The 17101-nt window shown below is 70.0% G+C and carries 16 protein-coding genes; 8 read left to right on the top strand and 8 right to left on the bottom strand.

The features are described 5' to 3' along the window. Nucleotides 1-146 precede the first annotated feature (146 nt). Together ACWDX9_RS30710 and ACWDX9_RS30715 are read left to right on the top strand one after the other, a co-directional pair. The gene (locus ACWDX9_RS30710) at nucleotides 147-464 is read left to right on the top strand and encodes a hypothetical protein (RefSeq protein ID WP_397367913.1); all 318 of its coding nucleotides are present in this window, start codon (nucleotides 147-149) and stop codon (nucleotides 462-464) included. 215 nt (nucleotides 465-679) lie between these two features. Then, nucleotides 680-1375: a hypothetical protein gene (locus ACWDX9_RS30715; protein WP_449959915.1), complete on the top strand. Its 696-nt coding sequence runs from the start codon at nucleotides 680-682 to the stop codon at nucleotides 1373-1375. Between the two features lie 161 nt (nucleotides 1376-1536). Here the strand turns inward: ACWDX9_RS30715 and ACWDX9_RS30720 are convergent, their stop codons facing one another. Then, nucleotides 1537-2139: a dihydrofolate reductase family protein gene (locus ACWDX9_RS30720; RefSeq protein WP_449959917.1), complete on the bottom strand. Its 603-nt coding sequence runs from the start codon at nucleotides 2137-2139 to the stop codon at nucleotides 1537-1539. Between the two features lie 579 nt (nucleotides 2140-2718). On the opposite strand from ACWDX9_RS30720, the gene ACWDX9_RS30725 reads away from it, so the two are divergent. The 3 genes from ACWDX9_RS30725 (at nucleotide 2719) to ACWDX9_RS30735 (ending at nucleotide 6066) form a co-directional block, all read left to right on the top strand. Further along, nucleotides 2719-3483 (top strand): class I SAM-dependent methyltransferase, encoded by a 765-nt coding sequence (locus tag ACWDX9_RS30725; RefSeq protein ID WP_449959919.1) that lies wholly within the window; start codon nucleotides 2719-2721, stop codon nucleotides 3481-3483. Between the two features lie 375 nt (nucleotides 3484-3858). Then, nucleotides 3859-4632, top strand: a complete 774-nt coding sequence (locus tag ACWDX9_RS30730; RefSeq protein ID WP_449959921.1) for a TIGR03084 family metal-binding protein — start codon at nucleotides 3859-3861, stop codon at nucleotides 4630-4632. 333 nt (nucleotides 4633-4965) lie between these two features. Beyond that, nucleotides 4966-6066, top strand: coding sequence for an SMI1/KNR4 family protein (locus tag ACWDX9_RS30735; RefSeq protein ID WP_449959941.1), 1101 nt, complete (start codon nucleotides 4966-4968; stop codon nucleotides 6064-6066). A gap of 194 nt (nucleotides 6067-6260) precedes the next feature. Here ACWDX9_RS30735 and ACWDX9_RS30740 read toward each other — a convergent pair whose 3' ends face one another. From ACWDX9_RS30740 to ACWDX9_RS30765, 6 genes are read right to left on the bottom strand one after another with little or no spacing between them, the layout of a single operon-like run. Continuing rightward, nucleotides 6261-6518 carry a hypothetical protein gene (locus tag ACWDX9_RS30740; protein ID WP_449959923.1) on the bottom strand — a complete coding sequence of 86 codons (258 nt, stop codon included), beginning with the start codon at nucleotides 6516-6518 and terminating at the stop codon, nucleotides 6261-6263. Nucleotides 6519-6535: 17 nt separating this feature from the next. After that, complete coding sequence (locus ACWDX9_RS30745; RefSeq protein ID WP_449959925.1) at nucleotides 6536-7429, bottom strand: ROK family protein; 894 nt, start codon at nucleotides 7427-7429, stop codon at nucleotides 6536-6538. Beyond that, on the bottom strand, nucleotides 7426-8079 hold the full coding sequence (locus ACWDX9_RS30750) for an N-acetylmannosamine-6-phosphate 2-epimerase (protein WP_449959927.1): 654 nt from the start codon (nucleotides 8077-8079) through the stop codon (nucleotides 7426-7428). Before ACWDX9_RS30750 ends, ACWDX9_RS30745 begins: the two co-directional genes overlap by 4 nt. Continuing rightward, nucleotides 8076-8888 (bottom strand): carbohydrate ABC transporter permease, encoded by an 813-nt coding sequence (locus tag ACWDX9_RS30755; protein ID WP_449959929.1) that lies wholly within the window; start codon nucleotides 8886-8888, stop codon nucleotides 8076-8078. Before ACWDX9_RS30755 ends, ACWDX9_RS30750 begins: the two co-directional genes overlap by 4 nt. Then, a complete protein-coding gene (locus ACWDX9_RS30760) occupies nucleotides 8875-9777 on the bottom strand; it encodes a carbohydrate ABC transporter permease (protein ID WP_449959931.1) in 903 nt (300 codons plus the stop codon). Before ACWDX9_RS30760 ends, ACWDX9_RS30755 begins: the two co-directional genes overlap by 14 nt. Then, nucleotides 9764-11038 carry an ABC transporter substrate-binding protein gene (locus ACWDX9_RS30765; protein WP_449959933.1) on the bottom strand — a complete coding sequence of 425 codons (1275 nt, stop codon included), beginning with the start codon at nucleotides 11036-11038 and terminating at the stop codon, nucleotides 9764-9766. Before ACWDX9_RS30765 ends, ACWDX9_RS30760 begins: the two co-directional genes overlap by 14 nt. 107 nt (nucleotides 11039-11145) lie before the next feature. Between ACWDX9_RS30765 and ACWDX9_RS30770 the strand changes: the two genes are divergently transcribed. The 3 genes from ACWDX9_RS30770 (at nucleotide 11146) to ACWDX9_RS30780 (ending at nucleotide 15870) form a co-directional block, all read left to right on the top strand. Further along, nucleotides 11146-11871 carry a GntR family transcriptional regulator gene (locus ACWDX9_RS30770; protein WP_364265421.1) on the top strand — a complete coding sequence of 242 codons (726 nt, stop codon included), beginning with the start codon at nucleotides 11146-11148 and terminating at the stop codon, nucleotides 11869-11871. A gap of 14 nt (nucleotides 11872-11885) precedes the next feature. Further along, nucleotides 11886-13391 carry a DUF4127 family protein gene (locus ACWDX9_RS30775; RefSeq protein WP_449959935.1) on the top strand — a complete coding sequence of 502 codons (1506 nt, stop codon included), beginning with the start codon at nucleotides 11886-11888 and terminating at the stop codon, nucleotides 13389-13391. A 61-nt stretch (nucleotides 13392-13452) separates the two neighbouring features. Continuing rightward, a complete protein-coding gene (locus ACWDX9_RS30780; protein ID WP_449959937.1) occupies nucleotides 13453-15870 on the top strand; it encodes a pentapeptide repeat-containing protein in 2418 nt (805 codons plus the stop codon). A gap of 82 nt (nucleotides 15871-15952) precedes the next feature. Here the strand turns inward: ACWDX9_RS30780 and ACWDX9_RS30785 are convergent. Continuing rightward, on the bottom strand, nucleotides 15953-17101 hold a 1149-nt coding region (locus ACWDX9_RS30785; protein WP_449959939.1), incomplete at its 5' end, for a tyrosine-type recombinase/integrase.

Genomic DNA, 17101 nt, shown 5'->3' on the forward strand with positions numbered 1-17101 from the left:
CCTCTTCGCGTCACACCCGGTCGGCACTCCGGATCCGGCCTTGATCGCTGACGCCGGCACGGCTAGCCTGATCGCCGTTCTGCCGGAAGGGGGGGGCCGAGTTGCTCGACCACACCGCCATGGAGTTGGGGACTGACTGACTGACGATGAGCGCGGAAGAGGATTTCAAGCAGGTCGGCGCCGAGCTGGCCGACCTGGGTGTACGGATCTCCAGGATGATGGGGAGTCCCGCGCTCAAAGATCAGGCGGGGAAGGTGTTCGCGAGCCTCCAGCGCGACGGCGCGATGGTGTTCCGGCTGGTCAGGGACACCCCCGAACACGCAGCCGCGCTCCAGCTGGCCGGCGCGTCCCTGTTCGACCCCTCGGGGCAGGGCAGGGCCATGAAGGACTGGGTGGTCGTGCCCCACTCCTCGGCCGAGACGTGGACGGATCTGGCCGAGGCCGCCCTCAGCCGCCCACGCTGATCAATGGGGCGGTCCCGGCATGAACTCCGCTTCTGCCAACGTTTCGGGCCCGTGGAAAGCACAGCTGACCGGCGCCTTTGAGATCCTGCTCGGCGCGCTGCCCGAGCTGTTCGCCCACCTGAGCTTCTTCTGCACCGGGGGTGAGGAGGGGCTGATGTACCTGCGAACCGAGCGGTCGGGCGGCGACCTGGTCCGGCGGCCGGCTCGACGAGGCCGTGTTCCGGCTGGCGCCGCACACCACCTCCGGCCGCCGCGCGCTGGTGGAGCGGCTCGGCGCGGACGCGACCGACCCGGAGCAGTGGGAGGCCGCGCTGATCGAGGCGCTGCTCACCGACCCGGCGGCGGCCGACCTGCGCCGGTTGGAGTTACACCTCACCGACTTCCACCACTCCGCGCGCCGTGCCGCGCGGGCGCTCGCCACACAGCGCCGCGAGCGGCTGACCAGCCTGTACTTCGGCCACGACTTCACCTATCTGTACGAGCACAGCACCACCTCGACCGGCGCTGCGATCGACCCGCTGAGCCGGCTGCACGAGGGCTTCACGGACGACTCGCGCAACGGCCTGTGGGACGCGCTGCCGGCGCTCCGGGAGCTGACCGCCGAGGGCGGACTGCTGTTCGACGAGATCGACGGCGACGCGCTGACCTCGCTGACCGAGCTGCGGCTGCGCGGCGCGGTGCTCGCCGACGGCGACCTCGGCACCCTCGAAGCGCTCGCCGGGTCCCCCATCCTGCCCCAGCTGGAGAGCCTGAAGATCAAGAGCCTGCAGATCCAGGAACACGAGACGGACGGCGACCCCCTCGAAGCGCTGACCAGGCGGGCCCCCACCTTCACCCACCTGGCCCTCTCCATCGCCGGCGAGATCAACGTCGAGGGCGCAGCCCGCGTCCTGTCCTTACAAACGTGCTAGCCGCTGAGGTTGAACTCGTGGTGTCCCGCCACGACTTCTGCGGCCCACCAGGCGGGAGTTGGTCGCGCGCCGCAGCCCACGCGCGCGAGCGAAACGCACAAGCCATCCGTAAGAGCTCGTCGGGAGTGGCGGCTCGCCGTAACCATAGGGGGTCCAGGTCGTCACGTTGCATACTGCGGGCGTCCGGTGGGCCGGTAGACCTGGAGCGTTATGCCCTTCGGGAAAGCGCGCGAGTCGACCAGGTCGAGCGCGATGTCCGGGCCGGAGTCGGAGAACAGCCGCGTGCCCTGCCCGACGACCACCGGGACGATGAGCAGATTCATCTCATCGACAAGGTCGTTCTCCAGCAGCCAGCGGATCAGTCTGCCGCTGCCGTGCACCTGCAGCTCACCCCCCGGCTTGTCCTTCAGCTCTGCGATGGCGGCCGCGACATCTCCGGACAGGACGGTCGTGTCCGCCCATCGCGGTTCGGTGAGCGTGGTCGATGCCACATATTTGGGCCGCGTGTTCAAGGCATCCGCGACGGGGCCGCTGCCCAGCTCCATCGTCCCCCAGTAGCCGGCAAAAAACTCATACGTCCACCGGCCGAACAGGAACGCGTCGGCACGCTGGTAGATCTGGTTGACGAGCGTTCCGGCCTGGTCGTCAAAGTGCCCCAGAGCCCACCCGTCGCGCTTGAATCCGGCCATGCGCTCCTCCTTCGACGGGCCGTTTCCCTGCATCACCCCGTCGACGGAGACTTGCGTGGTGGTCGTCAGTTTCATGATCGTGGTTCTCTTTTCGCTGGTCTGGTCGACGGCCGGTTCGACCGGCCCACCGAACTGATTTCACGGCTTGTAACGCTGATAGCGCTCTCGGCTACCGGACATCAGGCGACTTCGCGGCCTGGACTGGCTGTTCGACTCACCTCGACCGCGTCGCGCTTCAGGCCCTCCCACACGCTGCCGCCTGGCACGGCTTCAACTTCGCCGCCCCCGGGGTGCGGTGGGAGGTAGAGATAGTCGCCCCTGCCGCCTCCTGGTCACGGCCGCCGTCGACCGTTATCTCGACCGGACCGGGCGTCAGGACCAGCATGCCGTCTAGGAGAACCGAGTTAGCCGCGATGATTTAGTCCATGACGTCCACCTTGTGCTACGAGCTCGCTGGCGAACAGATGCATATGTCACCCGGCGAACAGTGAATTCCGCCAGTGGTGTCCTGGATCGAGTGGACACCGACTGCGGATTCTTATGCCTCTGGTGAAGGGGCGCCGGGATCAGCGGCGCACTTCGCCGCGCCCGCTTGGCGCCGTAACCCGAAAAAGCAGTGGCCGCGCGGGCTCGGGGCCACATACGTTCGCCGCCATGATTGACGCAAACTTCGGGCATCCGCGCCTCGCCGCCATCTACGACCCACTCGATCCGGACCGCAGCGATCTCGACGCGTATCTCGCGATGGCGGAGGAGTTCGGCGCGCGGTCCGTGCTGGACATCGGGTGCGGTACGGGCGTCTTCGCGCTGCTGCTCGCCGAGCGCGGGATTACGGTCACCGGGATCGATCCCGCGCGGGCGTCCGTCGACGTCGCGCGTGGCAAGCCGGGTGCGGAGCGGGTGCGCTGGCTCGACGGCGACGCGGGGGACCTGCCGCCCATGCAGATCGACCTGGTGACGATGACCGGGAACGTCGCCCAGGCGATCGCCGATCCGCAGGCATGGCGCACGACGCTGCGCGGCGCGTACGAGGCGCTGCGGCCCGGCGGGCGGCTTGTCTTCGAGACGCGCGATCCGGCGCAGCGCGTGTGGGAGGAGTGGGCGGAGTGGACCCGCGAGACCACGTACCGCATGACGGACATCCCGGGCGTCGGGCACGTCGAGACCTGGGCCGAGCTGACGGACGTGAGCCTGCCGCTGGTGAGCTTCCGGGGTACGCACGTGTTCGCTGCGGACGGGGACGTACTGACCTCGGAATCGACACTTCGCTTCCGCGAACGTGTGGAGATCGAGCGGGATTTGCACGAGCACGGCTTCGTCGTCGAGGACGTACGCGACGCACCCGACCGGCCGGGCAGGGAGTTCGTGTTCGTGGCGCGGCGCGATACCGCGCAGCCCGTCCCTCCCGGAATGCCCTAGGGAGCGTGCGCACCACACAGCGCCGCCCCGTCCTGCCGCGGAGCCTCAACGACACCCCGACACGTCATGTGCCATTGCCCCGGTCGATTCGGGCGGCGAGATCAACTCGCTCGCCCGGCCGAAGCGCCAAGTCACACTGACGGCTGGTTGTTCGCTACGGTCACCGGAGGGACGCGGGCTGACCGCCGAACGCCAGGAGTTTTCGCGAAAGGGTACGGCCCCAGGCCGCGGAGCGGTTCGCTCGGGGTGAGGCGAGTGCTCTGATGGCCAAGGACCTGCGGGTTGATCAACCTCAGATAGCCTGACCACGCTAGATCAACTTTACCCGTCCGAACGGGACGAGCCCGTTGCCGTCAATGTGTGAAGGTGACACCGATGTTGAACTACGGCCTTGATATGTCCGGCATTGAGCTCGACGTTGCTCTGCCCGACTTGGTCGCTGAAGGGGATGAGCTTGACGCCCTGATCTCAGCGCAGGCCGACTGGTCGAAGCCTACTCCGGCAGCGGGGTGGACGATCGCCCACCAGATCGCTCATCTTGCTTCAGCTGATGCGAACGTTCTCATCGCTATTCGGACCCCGGAGGCGTTCGACGCTGTGCTGAAGCAGGCGGAGGCCGCGGGCAGTCAATACGCTGATCTCGACGCCGCCGCGGGAGCGGCCAAACCGCGATCGGCCCTGCTGGAGCGATGGCGCGCCGGTCGAACCGAGGTGGCGGCGGCGCTACGTGACGTTCCCCGGGACCATGGGTTTCCGTGGTACGGCTCGCAGTTGACCACAGCGCTCATGGTGCCGCTTCGACTGATGGAAACGTGGGCTCACGGGCAGGACGTTTTCGATGCGCTGGGTGTCTCACGCCGTCCGACGAGTCGGCTCCGGCATGTGGCCTCGTTGGGAGTGGTGGGGCGAGAACTGTCGTTCTACGCTGCCCAATCGCCTGTTCCGGCAGAGCCGTTCCGTGTCGAGCTGACCGGTCCCGACGGCCAAAGCTGGGCATGGGGCCCAGAAGATGCCGCGCAACGGGTTCAGGGCAGTGCCCTCGACTTCTGCCTTCGAGTCACCCACCGCAGGTCCCGGGCCCAGACCGACCTCACGGCAGTCGGCGATGACGCGCAGAAGTGGCTTGACATCGCTCGCGTCTTCCTCTGACGCTGGCTTTCGCAAAGCGATCGCGGGCGCATCACCGACGCCCCTGACGACGCCTCCGCCGCAGCACGCGACCGCGCCTTCCTGAATTGCCTCTGTGGCGCGAGTCAGTGTCGCCGTACGGCTCCCCATGCACAGGGACGTACCTGCGCCAGGGCGGTGCTAGGTTGCGGTGGCATGGCGAAATCCTCCCGGCAGAAGCCGCCGTCCCTTTATGTGATCGATGAGGACTTCGTTCCGCCTGATCGGGGTGACGAGCAGGAAGGGCCTGAGTGTGCGATTCCCGCTGGTGATCCGGACGAGGCCGTACGGCTCTTCCACCACTACCGGCGGCTGATGGCGCAGATCCTCGGATCCGAGGAGGAACTCCCCGAGCCCGCGAGCGAGGAGGACCTCGCCGCGGTGGAGGAGAAGCTCGGCGTTGTCCTGCCTCCAGACCTCCGCGCGCTGTACGGCATCGCCGACGGCGACGGTGACCTCGTCAACCCGCTGTTCGACCGGCACGAGTGGCTCCCTCTTTCCGAGATCGGCGAACAGGATGACGAGTGGCTCGACATCGCGCAGGAATGGCAGTACGAACCCTGGCGCCGGACAGTGTTCGATACCCAGCCCCCGAATACCGTCCGCAGGTCGCCGTTGCGTCCGGGCTGGATCCGGTTCGCGTTCGACACCGGCGGCAACTGGCTCGCCGTGGACCTGGATCCCGGGCCGAACGGTCGTCCCGGACAGGTCATCAAGGTCGGCGTCGACTGCACGAACGGACCGACGTACGTCACCGACTCGGTGACCACGTTCCTGCGCTGTCTGGTCGAAGCGCTGGAACGCGGTGACTACCGCCATCACGACAAGAGCCTGTGGATCGACGCGGACCTGCCGGATCTGCCCGGCGGACACTCCACGTACAGCGACGGGCGGCCCTCCCTCGCGCATGCCATGCAGGCCGGTCCACGTGTGCAGGAGGTCCGGGTGGTGGACGTGGAGGATTGCGCGTTCCTCGCCGCGGTGCCCGACGTGTGTTCACTGGCGCTGTCGAGCAAGGGTTCGCCCGATCTGACCCCGCTTGGCGACCTTCCGGTGGAGTATCTGGAGCTCGATGTGGAGTCGCCCGACCTGACGGCGCCGGCCCGAAACCGGGAGCTGCGTTCGCTGTCGGTCACCTGCGCGCGGCCCGTCGAACTGGCTCCGCTCCGTACGGTGCCGAACCTGTGGGCGCTGGACATCGCGGCGGCATCCGTCGCCGACATCGCCACGGTGACCGAGCTGAAGGAACTGCGGTACCTGGAGGTGACCCAGGAGCAATGGCGGGAGCTGTCGGAACTCGACGACCTGCCGCCGCTGGCCGTCGTCGGCATCCACCCCCGCCGCCCCGAACGCGAGTGGCCGCTCTCAACAGACTGGGTCACCGTTCATGACGAGCCGCCTTCGCCGACAGCCTGATCCGGTGCCTGGGTAAGGGGCTCTCCCAGGGCCGCTGAGCAGGTGAGGGTGTCGTTGTTGCGGCGGGTCGGCCCGTGGTCGTCGACGGCGGTGTAGGTGTCCACGAATTCCCTCTTGACGGCGGCGACGGCGTCCGCCGTCAAGGAGCAACTGGCCGTGCGCGGTCGTAGCCGGGGAATCATCGGCTGGACCGGCTAGGTGGTGCGCACCTCCACCTCGTCGGTGAACGACCAGGCGCTGCCGGCCGGCTCGACGGTGATCCGGACGTAGCGGGCGGTGGTGTTCAGCCCGAGCAGACGGTACGTGCGGGCCTGGTCGGCGTCCCCGGCCGCGGGGGCGGCCGCGGAGGTCCAGGTGTCGCCGAGGCCGGGCTGCAGGAACGACCCGGCGAAACGCGGCGTGGCGGCGCACGTGGCCGCACCGGCGGGGCCCGCGACGGCCAGCAGGCTCATGACGAGGGATAAGACGGCTAGAACGCGGCGCATGACGATCCGTTCTCGAGATGGGACAGGGCTTCCAGGCCCGCGCCGACCAGCCCCGCGTCCGCACCGAGCGAGGCCGGGAGTATCGGTGCGGCCGATGGGCCCGGCAGGGTCTCGGCGCGGTAGGCGGCCTCCATCGGCCGGAGCAGCGCCGGGCCGAGCATCGAGACCCCGCCCGCGATGACGATCGCGTCGGGGTCGATCAGGTTGGCGGCGCCGGCCAGCACGCGGCCCAGGAGCGTCGCCGCGTCGGTGATCACGTGGGAGCCGAGCCGGCCGATCTCGGTGAGCGGGAGTGCCTGACCGGTCTCCTCCCGGTAGGCGCGTTCGATCGCGGGTCCGGACGCGTGTGCCTCGATGTGGTCGAGCGCTCCGCACGAGCAGCGCACGCCCGCGGTCGTCGGTGCGGGGAGGTGGCCGATGCTGCCCGCGGTTCCCGAGACCCCCGTCCGGACCCGGCCCTCGACGCACACCGCGCCGCCGATGCCGGTTCCGATGGCGACGATCAGCGCCGTACGGGCGTCGCTGGCGGCCCCGGCCCGCGCCTCGGCGGCTCCGGCGGCATGGCAGTCGTTCAGGACGACGGTGGGGAGCGCGAGCGTGCGCTCGGCGACGCCCTTGACGTCGGTGCCCGCCCAGCCGGTGAGCAGGTCGGTCGCCGAGGCGATGCGACCCTGCGGATCGACGGTGCCGGCGGTGCCGATCCCGCAGACCGCGGCCCGCTTCACCAGCGGCCGGGCGAGCTCGAAAACGGTCTCGAGGATCTCCGGACCGGCGGGGGTGGCCGTCCTGCGGTGCTCGACGAGTGTGCCGTCCGCCGCCACGAGCCCAGCCGCGATCTTGGTGCCGCCGATGTCGACGGCCAGCGCGAGCGGCGTCATCGCGATGCCGCGGCGGCCAGGCGCCGGGTGATGGAGATGGGGTCGGTGATCGCGCCGCCGACCACGACGGCCCACGCGCCTGCCGCGAACGCCTGCCGTACCTGGTGCTCGGTGCGGTAGCGGCCCTCGGCGATCACCCGCACCCCGCGCGAGGCGAGCGCGCCGACCAGGTGCAGGTCGGGGTCGTGCGGCGTGGGGAGTTGGCGGGCGGTGTAGCCGGACAGCGTGGTGCCGACGACGTCCGCGCCCGCGGCCCAGGCGTCCAGGCCCTCGTCGAGGGTCGAGACGTCCCCCATGACGGGCAGGCCCAGCGCGTGGATCTCCTCGATCAGCTTCAGCCCCGGCCCGGGGGTCTCCGGCGTGAGGTCCACGGCGATCATGTCCGCGCCGGCCTCGGCGAGCCCGGCCGCCAGCTCCAGTGTCGGCGTGATCACGTCCCGGTGGCCGTGCCTGACCTTGTGCAGGCCGATGACCGGCGATGTCGTACGGCGGCGCACCGCGGCGACGTCCTCGGCCGAGTTGACCCGCAGCCCGGCCGCCCCGCCGAGCACGGCGCACTCGGCCAGCCGGGCGATCACCTCGGGATCGCGTAACGGATGCCCGGCCGGAGCCTGGCAGGAGACGACCAGCCCGCCGCGCAGCTCCTTCATTTGAGCGCCCCCGTGGAGACGCCGCCCACGAAGTAGCGCTGACCGGCGATGAAGATCAGCAGGGCGGGGATCGTGAACATGACGCAGGCGGCCATCAGCGGCCCCCAGGCGACGTCGTGCTCGGCGAAGAAGGCGTACAGACCGATGGACAAGGTGTACTTCTCGCTGTCGTTGAGGTAGATGAGCGGGTTGAGGAAGTCCGTCCACGTCCACACGAACTGGAAGACCGCGGAGGTCACCAGCGCGGGACGGGCCAGCGGCAGCACGATCGACCAGTAGATGCGCAGCTCGTTCGCGCCGTCGAGGCGGGCGGCGGCGATCAGGTCGTTCGGCACGCTCATCAGGAACTGACGGATCATGAAGATGAGGAACGGCGTGCCGAAGAAGGCGGGGGCGATCAGCGGCCAGTACGTGTCGCCCGCGTTCAGCCCGTTCCACAGCAGGTAGACGGGGATCATGGTGACCTGCGGCGGCAGCATCATCGTGGCGAGCACCACGGCCAGCAGCGCGCTGCGCCCACGCCACGTCACCTTCGACAGCGAGTAGGCGACCAGCGGGCAGGCCAGCAGCGTGCCGATCACGTTGGCGGCCGAGATGAACAGCGTGTTGCCCAGGTAACGCCAGATCGGGATCTGCTCGAAGGCGGCGGCGAAGTTGTCCCACGTCCACTCGGCCGGCAGCAGCCGGGGCGGCGCGTGGAAGATGTCGCTGGGCAGCTTGAACGCCGTGCTCAGCATCGCCAGGAACGGGAAGACGAACAGCAGCACGAGCCCGGCGACCGCCAGCCGCCGGCCGTTAGCGCGAACCATAGTGCACCCACCTGCGCGAGCTCAGCAGCAGCAAGGCCGTGATGATCAGCGTGACGAGGAACAGCACCCACGCCATGGCCGAGGCGTAGCCCATCTTCAGGAACACGAACGCGTTCTGGAACAGGTACATGGAGTAGCTGAGCATGGTGTCCCCCGGGCCACCGCTGCCGGTGTTGAGGCGCTCCTGCGTGAGCAGGTACGGCTGCGCGAAGATCTGCAGGAATCCGATGAAGGTGACGATGACCTGGAAGAGCGTGATCGGCGACAACATCGGCCAGGTGACGTGCCGGAACCGGCGCCACGTCCCGGCCCCGTCGATGGCCGCGGCCTCGTACAACTCGGCGGGCACATCCTTGAGCGCCGCCAAATAGATGACCATGGTGCCGCCGACGGTCCACAGCGACATCAGCACGATCGCGGGCCGCGACCAGTCGGGGCTCTCCAGCCACAGCGGGGCGGGCAGCCCGAGCAGGCCGAACCCCCAGTTGACGAAGCCGTACTGGGCGTTGAGCAGCCACCGCCACAGGTAGCCGCCGACCACGACCGGCACGATCGTCGGCAGGTAGACCAGCGCCCGGAACAGCGGCTGCCCGCGCACCGGCAGGTTGAGCACGTGCGCCCCGGCCAGCGCGATCCCGATGGTCAGCGGGACGCCGAGCGCGGTGAGGTAGAGCGTGTTGCCCAGGCTCTGCCACAGCCGCTCGTCGCCCAGCATCCTCGTGTAGTTGGCCAGGCCGACATCCTGCGGGTCCTGGAACAGGTTGAAGTCGGTGAAGCTGTAGCGGAAGGAGGCCAGGATCGGGTACGCGATGAACACCGCGAACCCGATCAGGAAGGGGGAGGCGAACGCCAGCCCCTTGACCAGCCCCCTCCCCTCAGCCCTTCGCATAACCCGACGCCCGGCCGGCCACCTTGGCCATCGCCTCCTCGGGCGTCGCCGTGTCCCTGGCGACGGAGTCGAAGGCGCTCTCGAGGTCGGTGGCGTACTCGGCGGCGTACGGCGCGCTGGACAGCGAGCGGACCTTGGGCGACTTCATCGCCGCCAGCCAGGCGTCGAAGTTCGCGATCTTCGCGTACGCGGGGTCGCCGGCCAGGCCCGTACGGGCGGGCAGGTTCCCCAGGGCGAGGCTCAGCTCGCGCGCCGCGCTCTCCGAGACCATGTACTTCAGGAAAGCGGCGGCCTCCTGCCGGTGCTTGGAGTTGGCCGGGATGAACAGCGTGCTCGCGGTCAGCTGGGTGGTGCCGTCGAGGTCGGGGCGGGCGACGGGGATGGGGCTGACGCCCCACTCGAGCCCGGGCGCGTTCTTCGGGATCGACACGGCCTGCCACTCGCCGTCGATGACCATGGCGACCTTGCCGGTGTAGAAGGGGTCCTGGGCCGACATGTACTGGCCCCACCCGGCCTTGAACGCGCTGACCTTGTCGGCGCCGTACTTCCTGGTGATGTTGTCCTGCCAGAACTTCAGCGCCGCCAGGTTGCCGGGATCGCCGGGGGTCGGGGCCGGGTTGGCCGGGTCGGTGCCGTCCCAGGTGCCGCCGTAGGCGTAGCCGAGCGTGGTGATGGAGGTCGAGAGGTTGGGGTTGCCCAGGCCGAGCTGGGTGATGGCGCCCTTGCCGTCGGTCTTGGTGAGCTTGGGGATGGCCGCGGCGAGCTCGTCCATGGTCGTGGGCGGCTCGACCCCGGCCGCGACGAGCAGTTTCTTGTTGTAGACGAGCTGGAACGTGTGCACGGCGATCGGCAGCGCGTACGTCTGGCCCTTGTGGCGCATCTGGTCCATGGCGGCGGGCGCGAACGCGCCCGTGTCGACTCCCTGGCCCTTGAGCAGGTCGTCCAGCGGGGCCAGGACGCCCTTGGCCGCCCACGAACCGACGGTATTGCCGAAGTTGTCGGAGATGTCGAAGGTGCCGTTGGCGCTGGACATCGAGGCGAGCTGCTTCTGGGCGTCCGGGCTCGACACGCCCTTCACGGTGATCTTGTTCTGGCCGGCGTTGAAGGCGGCGATGAGCTTCTCGATCGCCTCGCCCTCCGGCCCGGACCAGAGGTAGGAGAACGTGATCGTCGTCTTGCCACCGGATTCGGCGGCGTTGCCGGAGCAGGCCGCCAGCGCGGCTACGAGCACTAAGGGCATGCCCACTTTGACGATCTTCATGGCTCGCTCCTCGGAAAATGCCGTAATTGCTGTGATTGGTATAGGCCAGCCGAGGGGAGATGGTCAAGATATTGGAGTACACCAATTCTGGGTTAGACTCCTGGGCCATGAAGACGGAACGCCCCCCGGCCAAGTCTGAGCAACTCCGTCAGCACCTGGTGGACCTCCTGCTCGGCGAGCTGGCCCCGCACGCGCAGCTGCCCACCGAGCGGAGCCTGGCCGAGGAGTTCTCGGTCAGCCGGCTCACCGTGCGCCGGGTGCTGGACCAGCTCGAGCGGGAGGGGCGGGTCTACCGGGTCCAGGGGTCCGGCACGTTCGCGAGCGAGCCGCGCATCCGCAAGTCCGTCGAGCTGACCTCCTTCAGCGAGGACATGCGCTCGCGCGGCCTGCGTCCCGGGTCGCTCGAGGTCGGCTGCGAGCGGATCCCGGCGGGCGCCGACATCGGCTACGCGCTGCAGATCAGCCCGTCGTCGCAGGTCCTGCACATCCGCCGGGTCCGCACCGCCGACGACGAGCCCATGTGCCTGGAGCACTGCTACCTGCCCGGCGAGCTCGTACCCGACGACCTGGGGCCGGAGGAGCTGCACGGCTCGCTGTACGAGGCGCTGTCGGCCCGCTACGGACTCACCCTGCACCGGGCCGAGCAGACGATCAAGGCGACCGTGCTGGATCCGGACGACGCGCAGGCCCTCGGCGCGCCGCCGTTCTCCCCTGCCTTCCTGGTGCAACGCACCGGCTTCGACGCCCGCGGCCGGGCCATCGAGCGCGCCGACTCGCTCTACCGGGGAGATCGCTACTCCTACCAGCTCACCATCTACCGCGACCCCCAGTAGGAAGTCCCACCGCCATGCACATCGCCCTGCTGCCCCTCGACGAGCGCCCGGTCAACACCCGCCTGCCCGCCGACGTCGCGGCCATCGCCGGCGCGCGGCTCAGCCTGCCCGACGCCGGGCTGCTGCCGTCCATGCGGATCCCCGGCAAGGCGGGGCCGCTCGGCGACTGGCTGCTCGACCAGGACGTCGACGCCGCCGTGGTCTGCCTGGAGACGCTGGTGCACGGCGGCCTCATCCCGTCCAGGACCAGCGCCGACGACACACTGACCGTCCTCGACCGGCTCGGCGTGCTGCGCGAGCTCCGCCGGGCCAGGCCCGGCCTGCCCGTCTCGGCGGTCTCCCTGGTCACCAGAGCCAGCGACAGCTACCACGGCGACGAGGAGCCGCCCTACTGGCCGCGGTTCGGCCGCGAGCTGCACGCGTACGGCGGGCTGCTCCACCGCGCGCACCTGGCCGACCTCACCGGCGACGAGCCGCCCGCCGACGAGCTCACCGGCCGGGTCCCCGCCGAGATCCGGGCCGACTTCGAGCTGCGCCGCCTGCGCAACCACGTCGTCAACCTGGAGGCGCTGCGGCTGCTCGCGGAAGGCGTCGTCGACCCGCTGCTCATCACCGCCGACGACACGGCCGTGCACTCGGCGGGCTCGGTCGAGCAGGGCTGGCTGCGGCACTGGGCCCGGGCCCTCGATCCGGCCGGCACCCTGCTGATGTACCCGGGCGCGGACGAGGTCGGCGCGGTGCTGGTCGCCCGCGCGCTCGCGGCCCGGCACGGCCGCCCGATCCGCATCAGCGTGGTCAGCGGCGACCCGGCCGGGCTCGACGTCGTCGCCGCCTACGAGAACCTGCCGGCCGGCGCGGGCGCGCGACGGCAGATCCTCGCCGCCGGCGCCCAGGTGGCTTCCCCTGGCCAGGACGCCGATGTCGCCCTGGTCCTGCACACTCCCGACCCGGCCCGTACCGACTGGTTCGGCAACCCGCCCGGTCCCGACCCCGCCGCGGTCGCCGCGACGGTTCGCGCGGTCCGCGAGTCCGGCGTCCCGGTCGCGCTGGCGGACGTCCGTCACACCAACGGCGGCGACCCGGACCTGGTCGCGGCGCTGCAGGCGGAGGGCCTCGTGGACGGCCTGGTGGCCTACGGCGGCTGGAACACCGCGGGCAACACGATCGGCTCGGTGGTCGCCGCGGCCGTGGCGACCGTCGTCGGGGCCAGGGAGCACACCCTCGACCGCACGGCCGCCCGCCGCCTCCTGCTGCACCGCCTCACCGAGGACTACGGCTACCAGGCCGTCGTCCGCGCCACCGGCCCTGACGCCGCCGCGGCCCGCGAGCGGCTCCAGCCGATCCTGGACGGGTTCGACCCGGACTGGACGATCGAAGACGTCACGTTCCCCTGGAACCGATCCTTCGAGATCGACTTCACGCTGGTACGGCGGCGCGGCCCGCACGCTCTCCCCGGCGGCCTCAGTCCCTCAACCGGCTCATTTCAGAGATCGCCTCAGAGATCGCCGACGATCAAGTAAGCTCACCCGAATTCGGGGGCTTGATCAGTCAAATTCGTCGTGCCTGTTGGAGGACGCGATCGTGAACGGGGAAACGAACATGAGCCCGGAGGTGCGGCGGCTCGGATCGCCTGCCCTGGTCAGAGAGCCGGACCTGGGGGCCGCGCTGACCATGCTGGCCGCAGGTCCGGCCGGGCTTGTGATCACCGGAGGCGCGGGGGCGGGCAAGAGCGCCCTGGCTCGCCAGGTGCTCGGGCGGCTTCGGGCCGATGGCTGGGGGGCAGCCGCGGTGGTGGGCCGGTGGGCTCCGCAAACGCTGTTCCGAGGTGTCACAGAGGCCTTCTTAGGTTGGGGCGAGGAGCTCTCCCCGGAACAAACGCGCATCATAGGGACCCTCGGCCTGGCTCCGTCGGACGACGCCATGTTGGACACGACCTGCCAGCTCCTGAAGAGCTTCCCCCTCGTCCTGCTCTTCGACGACCTGAGCCAGAACCTCGGCGGCACGGGCTACCTGGATCCCGGCTTCGGCGAGGTGTTCGACCGACTGTGCCAGGCCGCCGACCGGGGCCGGGTGCTGGTGACCAGCCGGACGCCGCTACCGCCGTCGACCGCGGGCAACCGGCTCGGTGTCCTGCGGCTCGACCCCTTGGACCTCACCGCGGGAACCGAGCTGGCAGCCGGACTGCCCTTCCTGTCCACAGTGGATCCGGCCACCCGCGAGCGAGTGGTGGGCGCGACCGCGGCGCATCCACGGTCCCTGCAACTGGTCGACGCCTGGCTGTCCGCGAACCCCGAGGGTGCGGGGGCGCGGCTCGCGGCCGTGACTCGGGGGGCCGCACCGCTCGACCTCATCTTGGCCGAGCTGACAGGGCAACAGCGAGAGACCCTGCTCCAGGCCGCGATCTCCACCTTCCCCGTCACCGCGTACGACCTGGCCGTCGCCTGCGACACCAGCAAGCCCGACCGGAGGGAACGCCCGAAGCCCAAGCGGGCGGCGCTCAACAGCGTGCAGGCCACCGCGGCCCGGCTCGCCGAGCTCGGGCTGCTCAACGCGTGGGAGGGGTGGGACGGGGACACCGTCTACTTCGCCGACCGCTGGATCGCGGAGATGCTGGCGCCGCACCAGGGCCCGGCGATCGCCGACCGCCACGAACGCGCCATGAACATGCACTACAGCCGGACACACGGCGACGGCACGTTCGACGACTACGTCGGAGTCTGCCGGCACCTGGTGGCGGTCGACGGGATGGGTGACCTGACACACTTCGTCCTCGCCGTCATCGAGAGCCTGGAGCCAGACTTCGAGTACGCGGGGATGGCGCTCCTGGGAGAGATCGCACCGTACGTGTCGGCGGCCAACGGCCACCACCGTCCCATCCGTGACAATCTGGTCGCCATGTTGATCCGGCACAACTTCCCGCGCGCCGCGCGAGAGGTGGCCGAACGGTCGCTGTCCGCCGTCAAGGAGTGGGCCGCCACCCACCCGCAGCGCGACGAGGCCAGATTCTGCCTCGGCGCCGCGCACGACACCTGCGGACAGGCCCGGTTCGCCGACGGCCAGTTGGCGGCGGCCGAGGCCGTGCTCACGGTCGCCGTGGACATCTACCACGAGCTCGCGGCCGAGCACCCGACCTTCATGGAAGCGGACCAGCGGCTCGCCAACTCGTTGCAGCACCTCGGCGAGGCGTATCGCGCGCTCGACCTGCCGGAGCACAAGGACAAGGAATACGAGATCTGGGCCGAGTGCTCTGCGATCCGTACCCGGCTCTTCCAGGCGAATACGAGCCCGGAAACGGCCATGGAAGCCGGCCTGGCCTTCCGACGCCTCGCCGAGCTGGCCAAGAGCAACGGCGATCGGGACAACGCGCTGAAACTGCTGAGCACCCGCCTCGCGATGACGGAGGCGATGGCGGACATGTATCCGTACGATGACGAACTCGCCGCGGAACTCGACAGCGCGAGGGAGGACGTCGCCGCGCTCGACGCCTACACCACCGACGGTCCTGAGCGGGTGGAGCGTCTCGACGGGACAACGGTTATCGGGATCCTGAGGCAGGGGCCGTTCGCCTTCAATCAGTGGCGCGCCGACAACGCCGAGGAGGAAGTCGATCTTTCCGGCGCCGATCTGCGCGGACTGGACCTCGACAAGATGGTCTTCGCCGGGGCCAACCTCACCGGCGCGGATCTGTCGCGAGCCTCCGCACGCGGCGCCATCTTTTCCGGCGCCGACCTGACCGGCGCCAATCTGGCCGGCGCCGACCTCACCAGGGCGGGGTTCGGCTTCAGCGAGATGGTCAACGCGACCATCGCCTTCACCCGGCTGGGCAGTGCGATGATCCAGCCGGCGACCTTGACCGATGCGGTCTTCACCGGTGCGATCCTCGACCACACGTCGTTCCGTGAGTGTGACCTGGACGGCGTCGACCTGCGGGGATGCGACCTGAGCACACTGGATCTCAAGCGCTCCAGCCTGGACGGCGCGATCACCGGCATGCCGTAGCACCTCCTGGTGACGGCGGGATCGCCACCCGGTCTATCGCCGCGGTGGTCTCACTGGTGCTGGGGCGGGACGGTGGCGGCCTTCACGCGTCGTCGAAGTCGGCTTCGAGCTGGTAGGCGACGTGCCCGCCGAGGTCTTGGTCGGGATGGTTGTAGCGCAGCGTGGTGGCGATGCTGGCGTGCCGGGCGGCGGCCTGCACCTTGTCGGGTGCGATGCCCAGGGCGAAGGCGTGGGTGATGTAGGTGGAGCGCAGCATGTGCGGGTGCAGCTGCGCGGCGCGCTCGGCAGGGATGCCGCCCAGCCGGGCGGCCTCGCGCAGCGCGCCGGTGGCCCACCAGCGGTCGATGGGCCACCCGTCGCGCTTGCTGAACAGCAGCTCGGTGGCGGCGCGGCCGGTCAGCAGCGGTTTGAGCAGCTCCGTGGCCAGCTTCGGCAGCGGGAGCAGTTCCTCCATGCCGCCCTTGTTGCGGAAGGAGACGGTCAGGTGCCGGACGCCGTCGAAGCCGACGAGCGTGCGGATGTCGCCCACGGTCAGCGCGAGCAGCGAGCCGCTGCGGGTGCCGAGCCCGGCCAGCATGGCCACCGCGGCGGCCGCGTCCGGGCGGGTCTCGGCGAGCATGCGCGCCCCTTCACGCACCTGCCCGGCCTCCACCTTGGACAGCGGGAACGTGCGACCTTTGCGGGGTGTGGGCGGCGGCTCCACGTACATGGCCGGGTTGTGGTCGTTCGCGCGGCGGCGGTGGGCGTAGGTGAAGAAGGAGCGCAGCGTGGTGATGCGCTTGGCGACGGTGTTGGCCGCCAGCGGGGTGCCGGGCTCGCGCACGCCGTGACGCAGCCGCCCGTTCAGGGCGTCGTCCTTGTAGGCCTGCAGATGGTCCTCGGTGACGGCCAGCAGCCCGGCCGGGCGTCGGGGGGAGTCCAGCGTGTTCAACCAGGCCAGGAACCCGGACAGGGCGGCGAGGTAGGTGCGGCGGGTCTCGGCGGTCTTCAGGCTCTGCAGCCAGGTGGCCGCGGCGTGCCACGCGACCGGGTCGAGTGCGTCGACGCGGTCGACGTCGTGCCCGGCCACCTCGCCGCGATCGCCCCGGTGGCGGCGCGGCGACAGCCCGGCGATCTCGCCGACGCTGCGCACCAGCGCTCTCGGCGGCGGCGCGACGTCCTGGTCGTGTACGCGCATGGCGGGCGCGGGCAGGCCGGGTTCCGCCGTGGCGTGGCCGGTGGGGCCGTGCGC

Source organism: Nonomuraea sp. NPDC003201 (assembly GCF_053590415.1).